Origin of the sequence: Paracoccus onubensis (assembly GCF_003591515.1) — a bacterium.
Lineage (GTDB): Bacteria > Pseudomonadota > Alphaproteobacteria > Rhodobacterales > Rhodobacteraceae > Paracoccus > Paracoccus onubensis.
On sequence record NZ_QZCG01000007.1, the window covers coordinates 83,304 to 106,040 of the forward strand.

Genomic DNA, 22,737 nt, shown 5'->3' on the forward strand with positions numbered 1-22,737 from the left:
CCGAAGGTATTTGGACAAAGAAGAAGATGCAGCCTGTGCTGTGAAGGCGCTGCGCATCATTATAAGTTGTGAGAGGATGACAGACATGCCGAAGGTTCTTGTGTCCGACAAATTGTCGGAAACCGCCGTTCAGATCTTCCGCGATCGCGGGGTCGAGGTGGATTACCTGCCCGATCTGGGCAAGGACAAGGAAAAGCTGGCCGAGGTGATCGGGCAATATGACGGACTGGCGATCCGGTCGGCCACCAAGGTGACGGAGAAATTGCTGGCGCGGGCGGATAATCTGAAGGTTGTGGGGCGCGCCGGGATCGGGGTCGATAATGTCGATATTCCGGCGGCCTCGAAAAAAGGCGTGATCGTGATGAACACGCCTTTCGGCAACAGCATCACCACCGCCGAGCATGCCGTTGCGATGATGTTCGCGGTGGCCCGGCAATTGCCGGAGGCAAGCGTTTCGACCCATGCCGGGAAATGGGAGAAAAGCCGGTTCATGGGGGTCGAGCTGTTCAACAAGACCCTTGGCGTGATCGGTGCCGGAAATATCGGTGCGATCGTGATCGACCGGGCGCTTGGGCTGCATATGCGGGTGCTGGCCTATGATCCCTTCCTGTCGGAAGAGCGCGCTGCCGAGATTGGTGTGACGAAGGTCGAACTGGACGAATTGCTGGGCAAATCGGATTTCATCACCTTCCATGTGCCGCTGACGGACAAGACCCGCAACATCCTGTCGCGCGAGGCCATCACCAAGCTGAAGCCGGGTGTGCGGATCATCAACTGCGCCCGTGGCGGTCTGGTCGATGAAGAGGCTCTGGCAGAGGCCCTGAAATCCGGGCATGTCGCAGGGGCGGCGTTCGATGTCTTCGCGGTGGAGCCCGCCACGGAAAGCCCGCTGTTCAATCTGCCCAATGTCGTGGTGACGCCGCATCTGGGCGCCTCGACCACGGAAGCGCAGGAAAATGTCGCTTTGCAGGTGGCCGAGCAGATGTCGGATTATCTGCTGACGGGCGCGGTTCAGAACGCGTTGAACATGCCTTCGGTCACCGCCGAAGAAGCGGCTGTCATGGGGCCGTGGATCAGGCTGGCCGGTCATCTGGGCGCCTTTGTCGGCCAGATGACCGATGAGCCGATCCGTGCGATCAATGTGCTGTATGACGGTGTCGTGTCCGAGATGAATCTGAACGCGCTTAACGCCTCGGTCATTGCCGGTGTGATGAAGGCGACCAATCCGGATGTGAACACGGTTTCCGCTCCGGTCATCGCCAAGGACCGCGGCATTCAGGTTGCCACGACGCGGCAGGATCAGGCCGGGGTGTTCGAGGGCTATATCAAGCTGACCGTCGTGACCGCCGAGCGCGAGCGTTCCATCGCGGGCACGGTATTCAGTGACGGCAAGCCGCGCTTCATCCAGATCCGCGGGATCAATATCGATGCCGAGGTGGGCGAGCATATGCTTTACACCCGCAACAGGGACGTGCCGGGCGTGATCGGTGCGCTTGGCGGGACGCTGGGTGATCTGGGCGTGAATATCGCCAACTTCACTCTTGGCCGCGCGTCCACGGGCGAGGATGCCATCGCGATCCTTTATCTGGACGAGGCGATCAGCGACGAGGCTTTGGCTGCGTTGCAGAATACCGGCAAGTTCCTTCAGGCCCGTCGGCTGAAATTCGAAATCTGAGCAATTTTCCGCATGGTGGCATTGCATCGCCATGCGGAATCCATCCGGCGGGGTAACATGCGCTTATACGCTATCGGTGATATTCATGGTCAGCTGGATCTGCTGAAAGATGCGCATGAGCGCATTTTTCGCGATGGCGGGCGGGATGCGGTAATTGCGCATGTCGGCGATCTGATCGACCGGGGGCCGGATTCGCGGGGCGTCGTGGAATATCTGTCCCTGGGACGGAAGGCCGGGCGGCCCTGGATCGTCATGCGCGGCAACCATGATCGCTTCCTGCCCAATTTCCTGCACAGGCCGAACTGGATCGACCCGGGGCTGAGCTCGTTCCAGCACTGGATCGACCATCCGGGACTGGGGGCGGATGCGACGCTTGCCTCATACGGTGTCGATACCGATTTGCCGCGTGACCGGCTGCACGCCGAGGCGGTGCGGGCGGTGCCGGCCGCGCATGCCGAATTCCTGTCTTCCCTGCCGCTTTGGTATCTGCATCCCCGGGCACTGGTAGTTCATGCAGGGATTCGACCGGGGGTCGATCTGCAGGATCAGATCGAGCTGGATCTGGTCTGGATCCGCAAGGGCTTTCTTGAAAGCACGGCTGATCACGGGCCGCTGATCGTTCACGGCCATACGGCAATCCGGGCTGCCACGCATTACGGTAACCGCCTGAATATCGACGGCGGGGCCGCCTATGGCAGGCCGCTTTGCGCTGTCGTGATCGAGGAAGGCGGTGTCAATCTGTTGACGGATGAGGGCCGCCTGCCGCTATTGCCACAGGCCATTGACACAGAACAATGACGCGCGGGGCTCGGGCGCCTGCCCGATGCCGGTCAGGCCATCACCGGCACCAGATGATGATCCCATGAGCGGCCCGGATATTTTGCCAGTGGCCGCATGGTTTCGCCCGTCTCTATCAGCCCGCCCAGCCCGTCCGACAGAAAGAACCCCTGCGCCGCCGGGGCGATCCCGCAGACATCTTCGCGCGTGATGCTGCGCAGATGGTGGCCGGTATCGTCGAATATCTGCACCCGGCCGCCGCGCGGGGAACTGATTGCGACATGGGTCCGTTGGGCGTTGAAGGCGATCGAGCCGACATAGCCCTTCATCGCCATGGCCTCGAAGACCGGCATCCGGTCCAGAACGGCGGGTTCGCCACGGCGATGCAAGCCCATCAGCGGCATTCCAAGCGCCGGATCCCCCTGCCATTGCATTGCGAAAGCCACAAGCCCGTCGCGGCCAAGTGCGATATGGCGGATCGAGTTCAGCCGCAGATCATCGCCGAGTTCCACTTTCTCAAGCAATTCGCCATCGGGGCGGAGATAGGCGAGATTGGGACGCATGTCCGGCACGTCCAGCTTGACGCCTGGGCGGTCGGGATGGTTGCGATAGCCGCCATTCGCGGCGACCAGGATATCCCCGGGCAGATGCTTGATCTCATGCGGTCCGATGCCGTGGGTCGGGATTTCTCCCACGCGCCGCCAATCCTCGCTGCGCGACCACAGGCCGATACGCCCCTGTCCGGTCTCGAAGTGGTTTTCGGAGGTGCACAGGATGTCGCCATCCGCGATAAAGGTGCCATGCCCGTAGAAATGCCGTCCCTCGGGCGCGGTTAGCCGCGCCAGCACCTCACCGGTGGCGCAGTTCAGCACCACGGCGAAATTGCCCGGCGAGCGGGCGAAGGCCACGGCTTCGGGTGCGGTTGGATGGGCGGCGGCGGCATGGCCGCGAGCAGGCAGCGGGATGCGGAAACAGTCGCCCCCATTCGCAGCGATGCCGAACAGGGCATAGCCGCCATCCGCTTCGCGTGCCGCGCCCAGGATGGCGGGACTGCCCGCATCGGCCCATGACAGGCGCGGAACGGCGGAACCTGCAAGAAGTGCGGCAAGGAAATTTCGGCGGCGCATCCTAGTCTCCATCCCGCGAATTGAATCCTGCCGAAAGCCCCAGTTCTCCACCGATCTCGGCACTGACGGCATCGCGGATCGCATGAACCTGTTGTTGCAGGATCTCGATCCTGAGCCGGGATTGCGGTTCCTTGACCCCTGCGAATATCGGATCGTCAAGCGAGCCGGCAGTTTCCAGCGCGGTTTCGAAGCTGCGACCGGTCACCGGCATGTCGGCCCCGAACATGGTTCCGGCAAGATCATGCAATGCGGAAAGCGACAGGGTGAGGTTCCTGAGCGAACGCCCGGATCGATAGGCTTCCGCGCGGGTCGGGCGGGGGCGTTCGAACGTTCCCAGCGGGCGGCCAAGCCGCTGATCCGTGTTGAATTCAAGCGTTGTCAGTAGGGCGGTGTAGAATGTCTGCGTGACTTCGCTTTCCGACAGGTAATGTGTGTTCCCGTCTGCGCCGGCGTCGGTCATCAGCCTGGTATGATCGGACCAGTCGGCCAGGATATCACCGGCCATGCGATTCAGATCGCCGCCGATCGCCTGAACATAGCGGCAGGCGTAATCATCCGGTCCGTAACTCGACAGATCATCGTCATAAAGCAGCTGCTCAAGAGCCATGAAGCCACGCCCGGCGACCGAGACAGCGGCGAATTGCGCAGGATCGTCGACGGCCGGATCGGCATCGGCAATCATTCCGCCGACGGTGCGGGCCACCATGCCCCGTGGATCGGGCCAGAATTCGATCGCCAGCGCGCGACCGTCGGTCTCAAGCGGCCCGAAACTCAGATGCGACAGGCCCATCCATGCGTCGAACGCGTGCTGATAAGGCTGATGCAATGCTTTGGAGGTGCAATCCTTCGCCGCAGCATCGGCCAGCGCTTTCGTGGCTGCGGAAAAGGTTTCGGCTGCGGGCATGATATGCGTGTCGATGGTTTCCTGAATTCCCGCAGCGGCAGGCAGCGGCAGCAGGGCGAGAAGAAGGGCGAGTTTGCGCATCACAGGCTTTCCACAAATCGGATCAGGGCGGCACGGTCTTCGGGTGGCATTCTGAGGACCTTGTCGCGCGCGGTCCGGGCCTCGCCGCCATGCCACAGGATAGCTTCCAGCAGGGAACGGGCGCGGCCGTCATGCAGGAACAGGCTGTGCCCGTTCACCTGTTTCGTCAAGCCTATGCCCCAAAGTGGGGCAGTCCGCCATTCACGGCCATTCGCCAGACCTTCGGGCCGGTTATCGGCCAGCCCCTCGCCCATATCGTGCAGCAGCATGTCGGTATAGGGCCAGATCAGTTGAAAGCTTTGTTCAGGTCGGTCCGTCAGCCGGGCGGTGACGAATTTCGGATGATGGCAATTGGCGCAACCGGTCTGGTAGAAGACCTGCTTGCCGCGCAGGACCTGACGGTTACCCGGATCGCGACGGGGCGGGACACCCAGATTGCGGCTGTAGAAGGTGACGAGATCAAGCCCCTCTGTGTCGATCTCGGTCCCCCGCGCGTCGCCGTCGCCATGCGGCGCCCTGCGGCAGGTGGTCTGAGTTTCGCTGCAATCGCCCCAGGCTGCGGGATGCAAGGGATTCGAGATGCCAAGATCGCCCGAAAAGGCGCTTGCCGATTGTTCTTCAATCGTCGGCATTCCGGCCTTCCAGCCGAAACGGCCCAGCATCGGAGCGTCAAACCGTGACGACCACGCAATCTGCGCCTGTCCGGAAATCCCGTCGCCATCCGCGTCGTCGGGATCGGCAAGCGCCAGAATATCATCGCTGGGCACGGCCTCCAGCAATCCCAACCCGATCATCTGGGGCGCGACGCGCGGGCTGATCATCAGATCGTCGCGCAGCGGACCATAGGCGGGATCATCGATAGCATAGATGGGCTTGCGCAGTTTCACCTTCTCGCCACCCGAAAGTTCGACCGTGGTTTCGGTATAGTCGATCCGCATTCGTCCTTCGGCAGAGATTCCCTGCACCGATAGTTCCTGCAACTGGTCGCCATAGACCGGATCGGGGCGGGTGCGCGTCATATCACGCCCGAGACCGGCCAGATATTCCTCGATTTCGGTTGTTGCGGCATCATCCGCCGGAACCGACAATCGCAGGAACATCGAGCCGCCACGCTCATCCGGTCCGGGCGGATGGCCGCGACCGTCCTTGAGATGGCAATTCTGGCAACCACGCGAATTGTAAAGCGGACCAAGCCCGTCAGATGCCAGCGTGGAAGAGGGCGAGGACACCCATAATTTGCGGAACAGCCCGTTTCCGACCTTGAAATCAAGCTCTCGCTCGAAGGAGATATTCTCTGACGGCAGCGAAAACGCATCCGCGTCATCGCGCAGACGCACGGTTGCCGCGCCTGCCGGTTTCGCTTCGAATTTCTCGGGAGCCGAGAAATCGTCGGTCAGCCGGGTTACGGCAGAGATTCGCTTCGCCTCGCCTTGGCTGCGTGGGACAACCGACAGATGCAGATCGGTCAGGACAGGGGCATCAGCCGCGACAGGAGCGGCGATGCCGATCAGCATCGCCATCGCCGCCAGATACTTACTGGAACACGGCATCAGGATCGTCGAGGCTGTCCGAGCCTTCGAACCCGATCTCCTGCAATCCCAGTGAATTGACGGCGCGTTCGATTTCCCGGGTCTGTGCGACCAGTGAATCGACGGCCGCCATGATCAGCGCTTCGCCCTCCGCATTGTCGCGGGCCAGCATCTGATCATAGGCTTGGCCTGTATCGACCACATCCCAGATTGCCTGAAGCTTGTTCACGGAAGACGAGATACCGTCCGTGACTGCCTCGGCGACCCCAGGATCGGCTTCGGCGACCAGATCATGCAGGGATTCGCCGCTGACCTCGCTTCCGTCGACGCGGGTATATTTGCCCAGCCAGACATTCTGGATGCCGATCGCGTCGTAGAAATGGCTTTCATGGGTATTGTCCGAGAAACAGTCATGCTCTTCCTCGGGATCGTTCAGCATCAGGCCCAGTTTCATCCGCTCGCCCGCCAATTCTCCATAGGACAGGCTGCCCATGCCGGTCAGCATGGCCGAGATCGCAGCCTTCGGATCGGCTTTCAACCCCTCGGCGGCTTCTCCGCCCTCTGCCCATTGCGCGACCATCCATTCCAGATCGCTGACCAGCAGATCGGTGGCGGCTTTCAGATAAGCGCCGCGGCGGTCGCAATTCTCGCCTGTGCATTGGTCATCCGTGGCGTAATCCGTCCATGGCCGTTCGCCAGCGCCGGCTTCGGTCCCGTGCAGATCCTGTCCCCACAGCAGGAACTCCACCGCATGATAACCGGTGGCGACATTCGCTTCGATCCCGTCTGCCTCCTGAAGCGTCTCTGACAGAAGTTCCGGGGTGATTTCGGCCGCGTCCACCTCTTCGCCCGACAGGGTAAAGCTGGGCGAGGCGATGACGTTCAGGGCAGCATATTCGTTTTCATCAGTCGCGCCCCCATAGGATGCGTCGACATAATCGATCAGGCCCTCATCCAGTGGCCACGCATTCACCTTGCCCTCCCAATCGTCGACGATCGGATTTCCGAACCGGTAAGCCTCGGTCTGCATATAAGGCACCCGGGCGGCGATCCATGCATCCTGGGCGGCGTTCAGAGCGTCCTCGGATGGCTCGGCCAGCAGGGCGTCCACGGCGGATTGCAGTTCCTTCGCCTTGATCAGACTGTCTTCATAGGCCGCATGAGCGATATCGATATAAGTCGCGACGACTTCGGGTTCTCCGGCGAAGGACGGCAATGCAACCGAGCAAGCCAGCGAGGCGGCGACAAAGGTGGTTTTCATCTTGAACTCTCCTGTTGGCTGGCCGGGCCGCCTTTGCGGATAGCCGGCCATCTTATTCCTGATCAAATGTCTAAGAAAAGTCAATCATGACAATGCTTTTCATGATCTTCCGAACTGCCTGCGCGTAACCGTCCGGCCAGTGCGGCACCAATCAAGGCAACCGTTCCCGCTCGGGTTTGCCGGTAAAGGCCGAGCCTGCCGATTTGTCTCGCGGCCTTTGGCCCCGGCATGATCAGAACGTCTTCGAAACGGTCCAGCAGATGGCGGTTTTCACTGGTAAACGGTATGGGGGCATCCCGAAGCGCCTGATGATTGCGTGCCAGCCATTCGCCGAAATCACCGGCAAAAAGCGTTACCGCACGCGCTGCCATGGCGCGGAGCGTATCGTTGCGGCCGACCTCGCTTCTGCCGTGCTGCCGGTAATACAGAGCGGGACGGGGATCGTGGTAAAGGGCCGCGCCCGCGCCGGACGTGATCTGGTAAGCCCACCAGTCATGCGATAATATCCGCATGGCGCGTGCCGCAGGGGCAGCGGCTTTCAGCAATTCAGCGGCTGCCGGATTGAAGACCGATGTATTGCCCGCCATGCAGGCCTGAACCGATGCGTTGCGAAATCCCAGCGGGCGCGTGAAGCGGCGCGAGTGCGTCAACGGAGTCATATTGCTGTCGCATATGATCGTTCTGGCGGCGTAATGCGCCGGCCTTTCGGTTTTCCGCAGGAACTCCAGGGCATGTTCAAGCTTATGCGGCAGCCAGACATCATCCTGATCGCAGAAAGCGATGGCGGTCCCCGAGGGGGCGGCTTCGAGCAGGTTCAGAAAATTCTGTGTTGCACCTGCTTGCGGCCCCTTGATCATGGTGACCCGGCCGGCCGGCTGCGTTGCCGCGAATTCCTGCACGATCGCCGCAGTTCGGTCCCGGGAACCGTCATCCCCGACGATCAGCGACCAATCGGGATGGCTTTGTGCCGCAAGACTGGTCAGCTGCTGCTTCAGATAGGCCTCGCCCTGATAGCTGGCCAGCAGAAGGGTAACGTGTTCGGAGCGGGACATGACAGCACGGTTTGGGGTCGGTATCCCAGTGTTGCCGCGCATTGCCCGGGCTTGCAAGCGGGCTTGTCCGTTTATCTGCCTTGCCTGGCGATATCCTCGATCAGGATTCCGGTGACATTCTCGCCGAAATTTCCCTGAAGCGCCTCGAGCAATGTCTTGCGCAGGGATCGCTGACGCCCTTCGGTCGTGAAATTACCGTCGAAACCTCCGGTATTGGCGATGATCAGCAATTGGCGCAGAAGGATATCCCTTAGCCGATGTTCCTGCCGGGCCAGTTGTTCGAGTTCCTCATGGGTGGTTTGCAGAGATATCGTCATGATCATCATGCCGTCCGAATCTCCACGTCGCACCAATGGTACGAAGAACTGGCTTGGAAAGGTAAAGGTTTCGGGTGGCTCTTTGGCGGCTTGCTCATCTGCATCATGGCCACCATCAGGCTTTCCGGATATCTGCCCGTTATCGCTGTGATCATTCGTCGGCTCCGCGCGACTGTCATGTTCGCCGCCGTCATGGCCGGCTTGCGATATCTCTTTGCCGGGTTTCAGTTGCAAACCGCCAAAGGCGCCCGCGGCGAAAGCGATCAGCGGCACAAGGATCATGAGACTCTTTTTCAGCATTCGCGGACCTCAGAACGGTAAAAGGATGTCGGTTATTTGCTGACCATAGCGCGGTTGCTGCACATCGGTGATATGACCGCGCCCGCCGTAAGAGATGCGCGCGCCCGCGATGCGATCGTAATCAATCTCGTTGTTGCGGCCGATATCGGCGGGCCGGACAAAGCCGTTCACCGTTAATTCACGCAATTCGTTATTGACCCGGACTTCCTGCGTCCCCTCGATTTCAAGCGTGCCGTTGGGCAGGGTCGAAATGACGGTGGCCGCGACCCGCAGCGTCAGCTTGTCGCGCCGGGAGATATTTCCTGCCCCGCGATAGCTTGACGACGAGTCGAGCTGTGCGAACTCGTCGAAGCTTGCGCCTTCGGGCAGTTTCGGGGCCAGGCGCTGGGGAATGCCCGCGAGATCCGGGATCGAAAGATCTTCCGATGCATTTCGGGACTGCCCCGAGCTGTTGCTGATTTCCGCACGGTCGTCGATCTTGATGACGACGGTCAGGATATCGCCCCGCGCCGATGCCCTGCGGTCGTGGATCAGCGACGATCGCGCCCCTTGCCACAATGAGGCCGAGGCTTCGGGACGGCCCGAATCTACCGGAATGTCGAGCGGCGGATTGATCATTGCCTCGAATTCGCCGGACTCGCGCGGGGTGCTGAGAGCCGGGGGACGGCCGATATGGCCGACACGATTGCATGCAACCAGAGTCAGAAGGAAACAAAGAAAAAGCGATTTCTTCATGAGATTGTCCTTGCGGGCAGGAAAACGACACGGCGAAAATGGGCTACCGGGCAACATGCAAGGTTCCGTCAGGCTGAATCCGTGCGGTGATCGTATTGCGCGAGGCCTGGTTCAGCACACGGATCAGGTCACCGGCGCTCCCGTCTTCCAGCGCACGGCCATCGGTTGCGATATAAACCTCGCCACGCCGAAATTGCAGGCGCACGATCTGATTTCGTTCGATCAGGGTCGGTACACGCAACAGCTTTTTCAGTACGGGCCGGCCTTCATAGACGGTTACGCGCGTTTCCAATCCGATGAAAGGCGAAGGATCATCGGCCTTCTGGGTATTCTCGGCGGGACGCAGATCCGCCGAGATGATGACGGTACCCGCCGGCAGGTCGCGCGCCGCCACGAAATCAGCGGCCAGAGAGGGCAGGGGAAACAGGGCTGCCATTATCCATGCCAGAATACGCATCAGCGGACCTGCACGGTTGCGCCCAGCATCTGGTCTGCTGCGGTGATGACCTTGGCATTAAGTTCATATCCGCGCTGCGCCTTGATCAGTTCAGTGATTTCGCGCACGGCATCTACCGAGCTTTCCTCAAGATATCCTTGCAGGACCGTGCCCAGCCCGTCCTGCCCGGGGGTCGTTACCCGGGCAGGACCGGAAGCGCCCGTTTCAAGGAACAGGTTCGAACCGATCGCTTCGAGGCCCTTTTGATTGGTGAAACCGGCCAGCGTGAACTGCCCCAGAAGTTCGGGCTCCTCGGGCCGGTCGCTGAAGAAGGCATAGATTTCGCCATCAGGGCTGATAGAGACAGAACTGGCATCCTCCGGAATGGTGATTCCGGGCACGACCGGATAGCCGTCAGAGGTGATGATCAGCCCATCGGGCGAACGTTTCAATGCTCCGTCACGCGTATAAGCCGAGGCGCCCGAGGGCAGGGTGACTTCAAGGTAACCCTCACCCTGAATCGCCAGATCCAGGTCGCCACCGGTCTCGACTGGGCTGCCCTGAGCCAGGATGACGCTGACTGCGGTCGGCCGCACGCCAAGGCCAAGCTGCACACCGGCGGGCACAATTGTTCCATCCGAAGCGGTCACGCTGCCCGGGCGTATCGCCTGTTGATAATGCAGATCGGCGAATTCGGCGCGGCGGGTATTGTAGCCGGTGGTGGACATGTTCGCGAGATTGTTCGAGATGACCTCGACCCGTGTTTGCTGCGCGCTCATTCCGGTGGCGGCGATCTGAAGTGCTCTCATCGTGGTGGTTCCTTATCGGCTCATGGCGATGATGACGCTGCGGATCCGCTGATCCTCGCGTTCAAGCAGGGTCTGACCCATTTCATAGGCGCGCTGGACTTCGATCATCCGGGTGATCTCGGAAACCGGGTTCACGTTGGATTCTTCAAGGAAGCCCTGACGTATGTTTGGGTTTTCGATGCTCTCCGGCTCTGACAGGAAGGAGAAACCGGTGCCGCCGTCATGGGTCAGTTCCGCCGGATCGGGCGGCGCGAATACCCCGATGCGTCCGAAAGGCAGTCCGTTTGCGGACAAGGTGCCGTCCGGTCCGACGGTGATCACTCCGGCACCATCCGGAACAATGATCGGCGCCTGCCCCTCGTCCAGCAGGCGGTGGCCGTCGGGGTCCACCAGCTCTCCTTCGGGGGAGGTCAGAAAGGCACCGGCGCGCGTCAGCCGGTTGCCGCCGGGTGTCTCGATCATAAAAAATCCTTCGCCTTCAACCGCAAGATCAAAAAGGCCGCCTGTCTGGGTCAGCACCCCCTGGCGCAAATCGACAAGGCGGCCTCGTGCATGGGCCATCGACAATGTCACCCCCTGACGATCGAGCGAGGCGAGATGTTCGGCGAAGATCACACCTTCGCGGCGAAATCCGCTGGTATTCGCATTGGCGATGTTGTTGGCGATAGCCTGCATCTCTTTCACGAGGCCGGATTGCCGGGTGAGGGCCGTGTAAATCGCGTTGTCCATGGTTCAGCTTCCCGCGATCAGTGGAATGATCTCGATGGTGTAGAAATCCGACAGCGTGGTGGTCATGAAGCTCATCGTGACCCAGAAGACGATCAGCATCAGCCCGACTTTCGGCACGAAGGTCAGTGTCATTTCCTGAATAGAGGTCAATGCCTGAAACAGCCCAATGGCCATGCCCGCGATCAGGGCAACCGCAAGCATCGGGGCCGAGATCCGGACTGCGATCAGCAAAGCCTGACGCATCATGTCGAAAAGCAGGTGTTCTGTCATGTCCTGCCTCAGACCGGCATCCGCAGGATTTCCTGATAGGATTCGACAATCTTGTTCCGGACCGCGACCACTGTTTCCATCGCAAGCTGCGACTGAGCGATGGCCTGCACCAGTTCATGCGTGCCTGTCGATCCGGTCAAGGCGCCAGTTGCCGCCTGATCGAATTGCTGCATCTGTTCCGCGAATTCCTGAGCGGCGGTGCCGATATCGACCCGGTCTCCGGATCCGGCATCCTGCATCGGCGCGATGGCCGGGCGGGCAGAGGAATAGGCACTGGCGGCATTCAATGTGGAAATCATGAAAGGTCCTTTCAGCGGCGCAGAAGTTCAAGCAGCGAGGCGTTCATCTGCCGCGTCTGCTCGAAAACGCGGAGATTGGCGTCATAACTGCGGCTGGCTTCGCGCGAATTGGCGATCTCGACGATCAGATCGACATTCGAGCCCAGGTAATATCCCTGCTGGTCGGCCAGCGGGTGGACGGGATCGTAGTTCCGCGGCAATTCGCTTTGATCCAGCCATGTGCGCGATGCTTCGATCGCGCCGGTCGGCTGGCCGAAGCTGGTCGCTTCTTCGAAAGAAACCAGCTTGCGGCGATAGCCGGGCGTGTCCTCATTCGCGATATTTTCGGCTGTGTAGCGAAGCCGCTCGGCCTGAGCGCGCATGCCGGACACGGCGAGTTTAAGGGGAGAAATCAGTTCGGTCATGTCCGGCTCCTTCAGTTGCGGCGATCGATGCTGGTTCGCATCAGGTTCAATGCGGATTGGTAGATGCCTACCGACAGTTCGTGCCGGCGCTTGACCTCGGCCAGTTTGAACATTTCCTCTTCAAGTGAGACCGTATTGCCATTGGGCGAAGCCTCGGCTTCGGGCTGTAATTCACGCGCAGGGCCGGGCGACCATGCCGGATTCGGAATATGGCCCGCGCGTGTTCGGCGAAGTGGTGCAGTGTGGTTCTGACGGTAGCTTTCTGCAAAAGGTTGCAGATCGCGTGCCGTGAAGCCGGGCGTGTCGGCATTGGCGATATTCCGGGCCACGACAGCGTTACGCAAGGCCGCGTGGCTGGTCGACGCGCGGGCCAGACTCATCAACTCGATTCTTTCGAACATTGGCGTTCTCCATTGTCTCGATAAACCCGGTCTTAACCGGCAGAGGTTTAAAAACCGTTTCGATGCGCGGGGCCGTCGCAGTTGAATCGGATATGAGAATGCAGAAAATCGCCACATTGACCCAAAGACTGAAACGGCTGACCCCCGTGACGTATTATGGGCGCGTGCGTTCGATCCGGGCCGGGGTAATCTGCGTTTCCGGGTTGAATGCCTATGCTTCGGTCGGCGATCGGGTACGCATTGGTCTGCAATCGGGCAGTATCGGCGGCGAGATCGTGGGATTGCGACAGTCGTTCGCAGAGATTCTGCCCGAAGGCGAACCCGAGGGGCTTTCCATCGGTGCCCGGGTGAAATTGCTGTTCGCACCCGAGATTTCGCCCTGCGACAGCTGGATCGGACGAATCATCGACCCCCTTGGTCAACCGCTGGACGGCCGGCCGTTACCGCGAGGCGCCGCGCCGCGCCCGTTCCGCTGCGAGGCACTTCCCGCAATCGCGCGCAAACGGCTGGGCGCGCGTCTGGCGACGGGTCTTGCGGTCTTCGACACGCTGCTGCCTTTGGTGCGGGGACAGCGGATCGGGCTGTTCGCGGGATCGGGCGTCGGAAAATCCAGCCTGCTGTCCCGGCTGGCCCGCAATGTGCAGGCTGACATCGTGGTCATTGCCATGATTGGCGAGCGCGGGCGCGAATTGCGGGAATTCGTCGAGAAAACGCTTGGCCCGGAGGGCATGCGGCGGGCGGTGATCGTGACAGCGACGTCGGATCGCTCGCCTTTGATACGGCGCAGATGTGCATGGGCCGCCATGGCCGTGGCCGAGCATTTTCGCGATCAGGGCCGTCATGTGCTGCTGTTGGCAGATTCGATCACCCGTTTCGCAGAGGCACACCGCGAAATCGCCTTCGCCGCCGGAGAGCCTCCGAGCTATCGCGGTTTCCCGCCTTCGGTGGCCAATCTGATCATGGCGCTGGCGGAAAGGGCCGGGCCCGGGGCAGAGGGCAGCGGGGATATCACGGGAATTTTCTCGGTTCTGGTGGCAGGCTCGGATATGGAGGAGCCGATCGCCGATATTCTTCGCGGAACGCTGGACGGGCATGTGATCCTTGACCGGGCTATCGCCGAGCGCGGTCGTTTTCCGGCGGTGGATGTTGTCCGCTCGGTGTCGCGGGCGCTGCCCGATGCCGCGAGCGAGACGGAAAATTCCATGATCGCGCATGCGCGCAAGGCATTGGGGACATATGCCGAATCCGAGCTGATGATCCGTTCGGGACTATATGCCGCCGGATCGGATCCACAGCTTGACGAGGCTGTGCGGCTCTATCCTCATCTGGATGCTTTCGTTACCGGAGCCTGCCCTTCCGTCGCCGAAAGCTTTTCCGCTTTGGCGGTGGCATTGCGGAAGCCTTCGATTGCCGGAAGGTGATGAAATACGCATCTGCGATGCGGATCTGATGTGATGGCGGGACCTGTGGGCCTATTTGCCGCGTCGGATGGCCGCCCTGAGTTCTGACAGGTGATAGGCTCCGGTCACGAAGCTGAGGATGAAATAGATGGCCGCCCCGCCGAAGACCAGAAGCGCCAGTCCTGCGCCGCGCCCCATTCCGACCGACTCGATCCAGAACTCCATGAACCACAGGGCAACCGCCATAAATGCGGCGGCGGCAATGATGCGAGGAGCGGTGCGTTTCAGGCGCGCATCGGCGCGGGCAGCCTGTCCCATGGCGCGGGTACCCCACCAGAGCTGGCCTACCATCACCCATGCCGCGACCGTGGTGCCGATTGCGGCGGCAAGAAAGCCGATCAGCGGCATCAGCCCAAAGGCGATGGCCGCGTTCACCACCATCGACATTACGGCAAAGCGGAAAGGTGTGCGGGTATCCTCGCGCGCGAAGTAAAGCGGTTGCAGGATTTTCTGCAGCACGAAGGCAGGCAGGCCAAGCGCATAGACGACCAGCGCCTTCGCGGTCTGACTGGTGTCATGGGCGGTGAACTGGCCGCGTTCGAACAGGGTCGCAACCATCGGCTCGGCGATGACGGCGATTGCGAAAGCGGCGGGAAGGGTCAGGAACAGGCCGAATTCGGTGGCCCGGGAATAGGCGGATTGTCCGCCCGCGTGATCCTCGGCCCGGATTCGGCGGGCGAGTTCGGGCAGCAGGACCACCGCGACGGCAGCTCCGACGACACCAAGGGGCAACTGGTAAAGGCGATCCGAATAGGACAGCCAGCCGATCGCGCCTTCGAAGCGCGAGCCGACCTGGCGGCCGATCAGAAGGTTAAGCTGCACTACACCGCCCGCGAAGGCGGCCGGCAGCGCCACGGCCAGCAGGCGGCGCATATCGGGCGAAAGGCGCGGCTTGCGCGGAAAGAATGTCCAGCCGTTGCGATGCGCGTCCCACCAGACAAGCGCAAGCTGGGAGATACCCGTCAGCGGCGTCGCCCATGCCAGTGTCAGACCCAGATCCCAGCCCAGCAGCCGGCCCAGGCCCATGCCAATGATGAACAGCAGATTAAGCAGGACCGGCGCTGCCGCCGCGGCGGTGAAGCGGCCATTGGCGTTCAGCACGCCCGATATCATGGACGCCAGCGAGATCAGCAGGATATAGGGGAACGTGATCCGACCATATTCGACCGCGAGCGCGAAACGTTCGTCTCCGGCAAAGCCCGCAGCCATCAGCCAGACCAGCACCGGCATGAAGATCATCGCAATCGCGGTCAGGACCAGTACCACCGATAACAGCCCGGAAAATGCCTCGGCGGCAAAGCGTTGGGCATCGGCGCGGTTCTCCAACTTCTTCGAGAAGATCGGGACAAAGGCCGTATTGAACGCGCCTTCCGCGAAAAAGCGGCGGAACATGTTGGGCAGCGACAGCGCGATCAGGAAGGCTTCCGCGACCGGGCCGGTTCCCAGCCAGGCTGCCATCAGGATGTCGCGGACAAAGCCCGACACGCGGGAGACGAAGGTCCAGATCCCGACCGACAGGAATCCGCGCATCAGTCCTGATTTCATGCGTTCTTGTCCTCTGCCCGTTTCGCACCGTCCGCGATGGCCGATCGCAGTTTCTTCTCAAGCGAGTTGCGCTTGGCCTCGCTGTGCAGCTTCAGGCCGAACATGTCCTTGACGTAGAAACTGTCAACCACCTGCGCGCCATATGTGGCGATCACGGCGCTCACGATCTGGATATGATTTGCCGCGAGCGTGCGGGTCAGGTCATATAGCAGGCCGGGGCGGTCCCGGGTATCGATCTCGATGATCGTGTAGATGTCGCTGCCCTCGTCATCGAAGGTGACATGCGTGGGAAAGCGGAATTCCCGATTCCGCTTCTTGGGTTTGTCGCGAGTGGCAAAGGCCTCGCGCGCGACGATTTCACCGCTGAGCGTGCGCAGGATTGTCTGGCGCAACCGGGGCAGGCGGTCTTCGGCAAAGGGATGCCCCTCGGCGTCCTGTATCCAGAAGACCGCCGTCGCGTAACCGTCCCGGGTTGTATAGGTCCGGGCATCCACGACATTCGCGCCCATCAGGGTCAATGCCCCGCAGAGCCGCGAAAATATTCCCGGATGGTCGGCCAGCACGAAGGCGGCGCGGGTTGCGTCCCGGTCTGTATCGGGATGCAGGTCGATACGGATTTCATCGGCACCGATTTCCTGCAGCAATTCGGCAAATACCGCCTGGGTCTCGGTCGGCAGGCCGGGCCAGTAATTGTCGTAATGCCGCCCGATCTCGGCGCGGATCTCCCGCGCTTCCCATCCCTTGGCGATCAGCAGATGCCGCAAGGAGCGTTTCGCCTCGTTCTGGCGCCTGTCGCGATTCAGGTCCTCCATGCCGTTTTCCAGGATGGTGGCGGTATCCAGATGAAGCTTGCGCAAAAGCGCCGCTTTCCAGTTGTTCCAGACACCCGGTCCGACGCCGCGGATATCGCAGGTCGTCAGAACCAGCAGCAGGTCCAGACGTTTGCGGGTTTTTACCGCCTTTGCGAAATCGCGCAGGGTGCGCGGATCGGAAATATCGCGCTTTTGCGCGACATCCGACATCAACAGATGGTTTCGCACCAGCCATTCCACGGTCTCGACATCCTCGGCCGAGAAGCCGAAACGGATGGCGATGCGGCGGACGATGCGGGCTCCGAGGATCGAGTGATCCTCGGGGCGTCCCTTGCCGATATCATGCAGAAGCGTGGCCAGGTAAAGGACGCGGCGATTGACGCCGGCTTCCATGATCTCGCTCGACAACGGCAGGTCCGATGGATGCTCGCCCCGTTCGATCTCGGCAAGGGCGGCGACGCATTGGATGGAATGCTCGTCCACCGTGTAATGATGATACAGGTTGAACTGCATCATCGCCACAACGGGTTCGAATTCCGGGATGAAAGCGGCCAGCACGCCAAGTTCGTTCATGCGCCGCAGAGAACGTTCCGGATTGCCATGTTTCAGCAGCAGATCCATGAAGATGCGAATCGCTTCGGGATCCGAGCGAATGGTGTCGTCGATCAGGTCCAGATTGGCCGCGACAATCCGCATGGCGTCCGGGTGGATCAGGATCCCGGTGCGCAGTGCTTCCTCGAACAGGCGCAGGATATTCAGCGGATCGGCGGTGAATTCCGCTTCGTTCTGGATCGCCAGCCGGCCATGATGATCGACGAAGCCCGCCTTCAGTTTGCGCCGTTTGCGGAACAATCTGCCGAGGAACGGGGCCGAGCGGACATGCTGCGCCTCGAGCGCGGTCAGGAATACGCGGGTCAGTTCACCCACTCGCGTCGCGTGACGGAAATAATCCTGCATGAAATACTCGACGCCGCGCCGGGCGCGCGTATCGGAATAACCCATTCGGCTGGCGACTTCGACCTGCATGTCGAAAGACAGCACATCGACGGGGCGTCCCGCAATCAGATGCAGATGACAGCGTACCGCCCACAGGAAATCCTCGGCCTGCCAGAAGGCCAGATGCTCGTCGCGGGTGAATACGCCCATCGCCACCAGTTCGACGGCGCGGTCGACGTGGTGGATGTATTTGGCGATCCAGTAAAGTGTCTGCAGGTCGCGCAGCCCCCCTTTGCCCTCCTTGACGTTGGGCTCGAGGACGTAGCGCTGCCCGCCCTGACGCTGATGGCGGGCAGAGCGTTCTTCCAGCTTGGCTTCGACGAATTGCGGAATGGTCTTTTCGAAAAGCTCGGACCACAGCCTGTCGCCCAATTCATGTGCCAGCGCGGCATGACCAGCGATCAGCCGATGCTCGACCAGCGAGGTTCGGATCGTCATGTCGCTTGCACCCAGGCGTAGGCAATCGTCGATCGTGCGGATGGAATGGCCGATCTTCAATTTCAGATCCCAGAGCATATACAGCATGGATTCGACCACACTCTCGGCCCAGGGCGTAATTTTGTAGGGTGTCAGAAACAGCAGATCGACGTCGGATCCCGGTGCCATTTCGGCCCGGCCATAACCCCCAACGGCCAGAATGGCCAGCCGCTCCGCTTCCGAGGACGCGTGCTGTGAATGCAGATAGGTGGTTGCGACGTGATGGATCGCGGTGACGACGCCATCGGTCAACATGGCGATTGCGCGCACGGTTTCGCGTGCCGCGCGGGGATGACCCTGGAATCCCGCCGTGATGTCATCCATTGCCGAATTCCGCGCGTCGACGAGCCGCGCCACCGTCGTTGCCCGGATGTCGCGCGGCTCCTTCACTCCCGACAGGGCCTCATCAAGCAGCGGAAGGAAGCTTTCAGGGTCGAATATCGCATGCGCCCCGGGCAATGCCGGGGCGCTTTGTATGCCGCTTTCAGAAGCCGTTCTGGTCAAGATCAGAAGCCGAAACCGCCGAAGCCGCGCGGCGCCGGATCAAGGATGACAAGCTGACTGTTGCGGATCGTGGCCACCGCCAGCCCGCGCTCGGCGGTGCGGTCGGCCCGCAGCCGGAAGACGCCGCCCACGCCGGCAAAGCCCGAGGACCGGGTCAGCCCGCTGGTCGTCAGGGCATTTCGGTTTCCGGCGCGGACCTGCGATGCGATGGCGGCGATGGCATCATAGGACAGGCTGGCCAGATCATGCGGCGCTTCGCCATAAGCCGCCTGATAACGTGCGTTGAACTGCTGGATCAAATTCTGGTCGGGAATGGCGAACCAGCCGTTCTGAAGCTGAGGCATCCCGCGACGCGCGCGAGGCTCGTCCCAGCGAGTCAGCCCCATGAATTGCGTGACCTGCGAGGTGACGCCGGCTGCAGCCAGTTTCTCGGTCAGGTAAGGCAGGACCGCGGCATGATTGGCGGTCATGAAAATGGCGTCCACCTGACCGGATTTCGCCGCCTGCGCGATTTGCGGCGTTACCCCGTCGACCCCGGTGATCGACACCGGATGGTTGCTGCGGCCAGCAAGACGCGCCCCATTGCGCGCGATTGCCGTCTCGATGGCGCGCCCGCCGATCTGGCCGGCAACGTCGTTCTCGGCCACGACATAGATATTGCGCTTCCCTTGCCGTACGCCATAGCTCACCAGCCGGTTGGCGACATTCGAGAAATTCGTGCCCATGACGAAGACATTGCCGCCGGCGATCTCGCTGTTATTCGAGAATGACAGCACGTTGATGCTGCGCGGCGCCATGGCGCTGCCGACCGCATTTGCCGCCTCGGCATAAAGCGGTCCGACGATGATCTTCGCGCCGGCGTCGGCGGCGGCATTCGCTTGCGCCACGGCCTTCGCTGTATCCCCGCCGGTATCATAGATGCTCAGATCGATCGTTGCCCCCTGCGCATCGGCGACCGCCATTTGTGCGGCGTTTTTGAGGCTGCGGGCAAGAACCTCGACATTTGGATTTCCGCTGCCGCCGGGTACGAGCAGGGCGACCTTGACGGGCTGGCCGGGATCGATCATCTGGCCGGACTCAGGACCGACCGCACCGACATTGCCGCCGCTGGGCTGACATGCGGCGATTGCGACCACACTCAGGATCGCACCCGCGCGCAAGACGGCACGGCGGAGAAGGTTCGGTCTCCGGGTTGTGATAATTGCGGACATGTGGAATTTCCCTGCTGTAGACTGGATAACGGCGGATTAAGCGCAAACTATGTCCATCGCCTGCGAATGGCAATCGCGCGCAGGCCCGCATCAGCCAGAGGAGTGACCCGTGAGCGAACGAAAATCCGGCGTGAAACCGGCGATGAGAACCGGCCGGGACGAACCGGCGCGCCGGATTCCCGCCCATGTCGAGGCGGCAGCTCTTTTGCCCGGTCTCTATCTGGTCGCAACGCCGATCGGGACCGCGCGCGATATTACCCTGCGCGCCCTTGATGTGTTGAATTCCGCCGAGCTTCTGGCGGCCGAGGATACCCGCGTGATGCGTCACCTGATGGATATTCACGGCATCCCGCTGCGCGGGCGCAGGATCATCGCCTATCACGATCATAACGCGGACCGTCAGCGGCCGGTTATCATGGCGGCCCTGCGACAGGGGCGGAGCCTCGCCTATGCCTCCGACGCGGGGACGCCGCTTGTCGCCGATCCGGGATTTCGGCTTGCGCGCGATGCGGCCATGCAGGGAAGCCGCGTGCATGCGGTTCCGGGACCTTCGGCGGCTTTGGCGGCGCTCAGCCTGTCCGGGCTGCCCAGCGACCGCTTTCTTTTCGCCGGATTTCCGCCCACGGGTAAATCCGCAAGGGCGAGCTGGCTGAGACAATGGACCATGATCGACGCGACGGTGATCCTGTTCGAAAGCCCGCGACGCGTTAACCACATGTTGGAAGAGTTGTTCGACATCGAGCCGAATCGGATTATCGTCGTGACCAGAGAACTGACGAAAAAATTCGAAGAAGTGATTCGAGGGACGGCGGCAGAACTGCTTTCCGACCCGCGGCTGAACGGCATCAAGGGGGAAGTCGTTGTCGTTCTTGATCGTCCGGCGCCTGTCATGGCTGATGCCGGGACGGTACAGGCCGCATTGGAAGAGAAACTCCGGACCATGACCGTCAAGGATGCCGCGCGTGATGTGGCGGCGGAATTGGGTCTGAGTCGGCGGGACGTTTATCAGGCCGCCATTGATCTTACCGCTCAGAAGGGCGTGGATGACAGGGAATCCTGATTTTCCGATGATTTGTATCTGTGGAATGCTGCGCGACATGCCGTCGTCGCGCAGTGACGCTGAAAGGGACGCTGATGGGTTGTCAACTCGAATTACTCGATCATATCGGCAAGGTGCAATTTTGCCCGGCGCCGCAGTCCAAGCGCATTGCCGCCGGACGTGCGAGACGAGGCAGAATTGCCGCGATTTCAGGGCAGATGGCCGAGGATCGGGTCGCAAGCCGCTACAATGCCCAAGGATACGATATTCTTGCCCGGCGCTGGCGCGGCAGGGCCGGTGAAATCGACCTGATATGCCAGATCGGCGACTGTCTGGTTTTTGTCGAAGTGAAATCGTCGCGCAGCCATGCCTGCGCCGGAGAGCGTCTTAGCCGTCGCCAGATGGACCGAATTTGCCGTGCCGCATGCGAATTTTGCGGTGATCGATCTGCCGGCCTGTTAAGCGAGATGCGCTTCGATGCGGCATTGGTTGATGCCTCTGGACGGATCGATGTCATTGAGAACGCGTTTGGCGGCTGAATTCCGGGCCTTGCATCCGACCTGAAGCCGGGTGACAAGCGACCGACAAGCTGCAGGAGAGCGCGATGAGCCTTTACGTCGCATTACAGATGGACCCGTTGGAGTCTGTGGACATCAATGGTGACAGCACATTTCGTATCGGACTGGAAGCCGAGGCCCGGGGACACCGGCTTTTTCAATATACCGTCGATCAGATGCGCTATGACGAAGGGAAAGTCATCGTCCGGGGACGGCCGGTGAATTTGCGGCGTGTAGCCGGCGATCATGTGACATTCGGCGACTGGACCGAAGTGGATCTGACCGAATTCGATGTGATCTGGCTGCGGCAGGATCCGCCTTTCGACATGGCCTATGTGACATCGACGCATCTGCTGGATCGGGTACATCCCAGATCACTGGTCGTAAATGATCCCTTCTGGGTGCGGAACTGCCCGGAGAAACTGATGGTGCTGGATTTCCCCGATCTCACGCCTCCGACCATGATCTCGCGTAACCCGGCCGATTTCCGGCGTTTTCGGGAGCGTCATGGAGAAATGATCGTCAAGCCGCTTTACGGCAACGGTGGTGCGGGAGTGTTCCATCTTCGTCACGACGATCCAAACCTGTCCTCCCTGCTCGAGACGTTTGCCGGGATCAACCGTGAGCCGATGATTGCCCAGAAATATCTTCCGGATGTCACCCAGGGTGACAAGCGGATCATCCTCGTCGATGGTGAACCGGTGGGTGCGATCAATCGCGTGCCGCAGCAGGGCGAGACACGCTCGAACATGCATGTCGGTGGCCGGGCGGAAAAAATCGCGCTGACCGATCGCGAGCGTGAAATATGCAAGCGGATCGGCCCGGTTCTGCGGGAAAAGGGCCTGATCTTCACGGGGATTGATGTTATCGGCGGTTGGCTGACCGAGATAAATGTCACCTCGCCGACAGGCATTCAGGAACTGGAGCGGTTTGACGGCATAAATGTCGCCGCTTTGATCTGGGAGGCGATCGAAAAGCGTGCTGCGGACCGGGTGGCATAACCAGCCTGTTGCGGGACCCGGTGCCCGAT

The 22,737-nt window shown here is 61.2% G+C and carries 23 protein-coding genes; 6 read left to right on the plus strand and 17 right to left on the minus strand.

The window, feature by feature from the left end:
* Positions 1-85 precede the first annotated feature (85 nt).
* Together serA and D3P04_RS11340 are read left to right on the plus strand one after the other, a co-directional pair.
* On the plus strand, positions 86-1,675 hold the full coding sequence (gene serA / locus D3P04_RS11335; RefSeq protein WP_182912817.1) for a phosphoglycerate dehydrogenase: 1,590 nt from the start codon (positions 86-88) through the stop codon (positions 1,673-1,675).
* 57 nt (positions 1,676-1,732) lie between these two features.
* Positions 1,733-2,473: a metallophosphoesterase gene (locus D3P04_RS11340; RefSeq protein ID WP_119749218.1), complete on the plus strand. Its 741-nt coding sequence runs from the start codon at positions 1,733-1,735 to the stop codon at positions 2,471-2,473.
* A gap of 32 nt (positions 2,474-2,505) precedes the next feature.
* Here the strand turns inward: D3P04_RS11340 and D3P04_RS11345 are convergent, their stop codons facing one another.
* The 14 genes from D3P04_RS11345 to D3P04_RS11410 all read right to left on the minus strand — a co-directional run bounded on the left by D3P04_RS11345 (position 2,506) and on the right by D3P04_RS11410 (position 13,106).
* Positions 2,506-3,579 carry a DUF1513 domain-containing protein gene (locus D3P04_RS11345; RefSeq protein ID WP_119748918.1) on the minus strand — a complete coding sequence of 358 codons (1,074 nt, stop codon included), beginning with the start codon at positions 3,577-3,579 and terminating at the stop codon, positions 2,506-2,508.
* 1 nt (position 3,580) lies between these two features.
* The gene (locus D3P04_RS11350; protein ID WP_119748920.1) at positions 3,581-4,564 is read right to left on the minus strand and encodes an imelysin family protein; all 984 of its coding nucleotides are present in this window, start codon (positions 4,562-4,564) and stop codon (positions 3,581-3,583) included.
* Positions 4,564-6,114 (minus strand): di-heme oxidoreductase family protein, encoded by a 1,551-nt coding sequence (locus D3P04_RS11355; RefSeq protein ID WP_408634372.1) that lies wholly within the window; start codon positions 6,112-6,114, stop codon positions 4,564-4,566. Before D3P04_RS11355 ends, D3P04_RS11350 begins: the two co-directional genes overlap by 1 nt.
* Positions 6,098-7,354, minus strand: a complete 1,257-nt coding sequence (locus tag D3P04_RS11360) for an imelysin family protein (RefSeq protein ID WP_119749221.1) — start codon at positions 7,352-7,354, stop codon at positions 6,098-6,100. Before D3P04_RS11360 ends, D3P04_RS11355 begins: the two co-directional genes overlap by 17 nt.
* An 80-nt stretch (positions 7,355-7,434) precedes the next feature.
* On the minus strand, positions 7,435-8,406 hold the full coding sequence (locus D3P04_RS11365; RefSeq protein ID WP_182912818.1) for a glycosyltransferase: 972 nt from the start codon (positions 8,404-8,406) through the stop codon (positions 7,435-7,437).
* 71 nt (positions 8,407-8,477) lie between these two features.
* Positions 8,478-9,023 carry a flagellar basal body-associated FliL family protein gene (locus D3P04_RS11370; RefSeq protein WP_232844979.1) on the minus strand — a complete coding sequence of 182 codons (546 nt, stop codon included), beginning with the start codon at positions 9,021-9,023 and terminating at the stop codon, positions 8,478-8,480.
* A gap of 9 nt (positions 9,024-9,032) precedes the next feature.
* The gene (gene flgH, locus D3P04_RS11375; protein WP_119748924.1) at positions 9,033-9,758 is read right to left on the minus strand and encodes a flagellar basal body L-ring protein FlgH; all 726 of its coding nucleotides are present in this window, start codon (positions 9,756-9,758) and stop codon (positions 9,033-9,035) included.
* A gap of 43 nt (positions 9,759-9,801) precedes the next feature.
* Complete coding sequence (gene flgA, locus D3P04_RS11380; RefSeq protein ID WP_182912819.1) at positions 9,802-10,194, minus strand: flagellar basal body P-ring formation chaperone FlgA; 393 nt, start codon at positions 10,192-10,194, stop codon at positions 9,802-9,804.
* A 20-nt stretch (positions 10,195-10,214) separates the two neighbouring features.
* Positions 10,215-11,003: a flagellar basal-body rod protein FlgG gene (flgG, locus tag D3P04_RS11385; RefSeq protein WP_119748928.1), complete on the minus strand. Its 789-nt coding sequence runs from the start codon at positions 11,001-11,003 to the stop codon at positions 10,215-10,217.
* 12 nt (positions 11,004-11,015) lie between these two features.
* A complete protein-coding gene (locus D3P04_RS11390) occupies positions 11,016-11,732 on the minus strand; it encodes a flagellar hook-basal body complex protein (RefSeq protein ID WP_119748930.1) in 717 nt (238 codons plus the stop codon).
* Positions 11,733-11,735: 3 nt separating this feature from the next.
* Positions 11,736-12,002 (minus strand): flagellar biosynthetic protein FliQ, encoded by a 267-nt coding sequence (locus tag D3P04_RS11395; RefSeq protein ID WP_119748932.1) that lies wholly within the window; start codon positions 12,000-12,002, stop codon positions 11,736-11,738.
* 8 nt (positions 12,003-12,010) lie between these two features.
* Positions 12,011-12,301 (minus strand): flagellar hook-basal body complex protein FliE, encoded by a 291-nt coding sequence (fliE, locus tag D3P04_RS11400; protein ID WP_119748934.1) that lies wholly within the window; start codon positions 12,299-12,301, stop codon positions 12,011-12,013.
* Between the two features lie 11 nt (positions 12,302-12,312).
* Positions 12,313-12,705: a flagellar basal body rod protein FlgC gene (gene flgC / locus D3P04_RS11405; protein ID WP_119748936.1), complete on the minus strand. Its 393-nt coding sequence runs from the start codon at positions 12,703-12,705 to the stop codon at positions 12,313-12,315.
* An 11-nt stretch (positions 12,706-12,716) separates the two neighbouring features.
* Positions 12,717-13,106 (minus strand): FlgB family protein, encoded by a 390-nt coding sequence (locus D3P04_RS11410; protein ID WP_119748938.1) that lies wholly within the window; start codon positions 13,104-13,106, stop codon positions 12,717-12,719.
* A gap of 98 nt (positions 13,107-13,204) precedes the next feature.
* On the opposite strand from D3P04_RS11410, the gene D3P04_RS11415 reads away from it, so the two are divergent.
* Positions 13,205-14,527 carry a FliI/YscN family ATPase gene (locus tag D3P04_RS11415; RefSeq protein WP_119749225.1) on the plus strand — a complete coding sequence of 441 codons (1,323 nt, stop codon included), beginning with the start codon at positions 13,205-13,207 and terminating at the stop codon, positions 14,525-14,527.
* 51 nt (positions 14,528-14,578) lie between these two features.
* Here the strand turns inward: D3P04_RS11415 and murJ are convergent, their stop codons facing one another.
* The 3 genes from murJ to D3P04_RS11430 are packed head-to-tail and all read right to left on the minus strand — an operon-like array spanning position 14,579 to position 20,111.
* Positions 14,579-16,111: a murein biosynthesis integral membrane protein MurJ gene (gene murJ, locus D3P04_RS11420; RefSeq protein ID WP_119748940.1), complete on the minus strand. Its 1,533-nt coding sequence runs from the start codon at positions 16,109-16,111 to the stop codon at positions 14,579-14,581.
* Positions 16,108-18,900 carry a [protein-PII] uridylyltransferase gene (locus D3P04_RS11425; protein ID WP_119748942.1) on the minus strand — a complete coding sequence of 931 codons (2,793 nt, stop codon included), beginning with the start codon at positions 18,898-18,900 and terminating at the stop codon, positions 16,108-16,110. The genes murJ and D3P04_RS11425 overlap by 4 nt, the downstream gene beginning before the upstream one ends.
* A 2-nt stretch (positions 18,901-18,902) precedes the next feature.
* Complete coding sequence (locus D3P04_RS11430) at positions 18,903-20,111, minus strand: penicillin-binding protein activator (RefSeq protein ID WP_119748944.1); 1,209 nt, start codon at positions 20,109-20,111, stop codon at positions 18,903-18,905.
* A 142-nt stretch (positions 20,112-20,253) separates the two neighbouring features.
* On the opposite strand from D3P04_RS11430, the gene rsmI reads away from it, so the two are divergent.
* From rsmI to gshB, 3 genes are all read left to right on the plus strand, one after another.
* Positions 20,254-21,171, plus strand: coding sequence for a 16S rRNA (cytidine(1402)-2'-O)-methyltransferase (rsmI, locus tag D3P04_RS11435; RefSeq protein ID WP_119749227.1), 918 nt, complete (start codon positions 20,254-20,256; stop codon positions 21,169-21,171).
* A gap of 197 nt (positions 21,172-21,368) precedes the next feature.
* Positions 21,369-21,689, plus strand: coding sequence for a YraN family protein (locus D3P04_RS11440; RefSeq protein WP_232844988.1), 321 nt, complete (start codon positions 21,369-21,371; stop codon positions 21,687-21,689).
* A 65-nt stretch (positions 21,690-21,754) separates the two neighbouring features.
* Entirely contained in the window at positions 21,755-22,708 is a 954-nt protein-coding gene (gene gshB, locus D3P04_RS11445) for a glutathione synthase (protein ID WP_119748946.1), read from the plus strand.
* Positions 22,709-22,737: the final 29 nt, after the last annotated feature.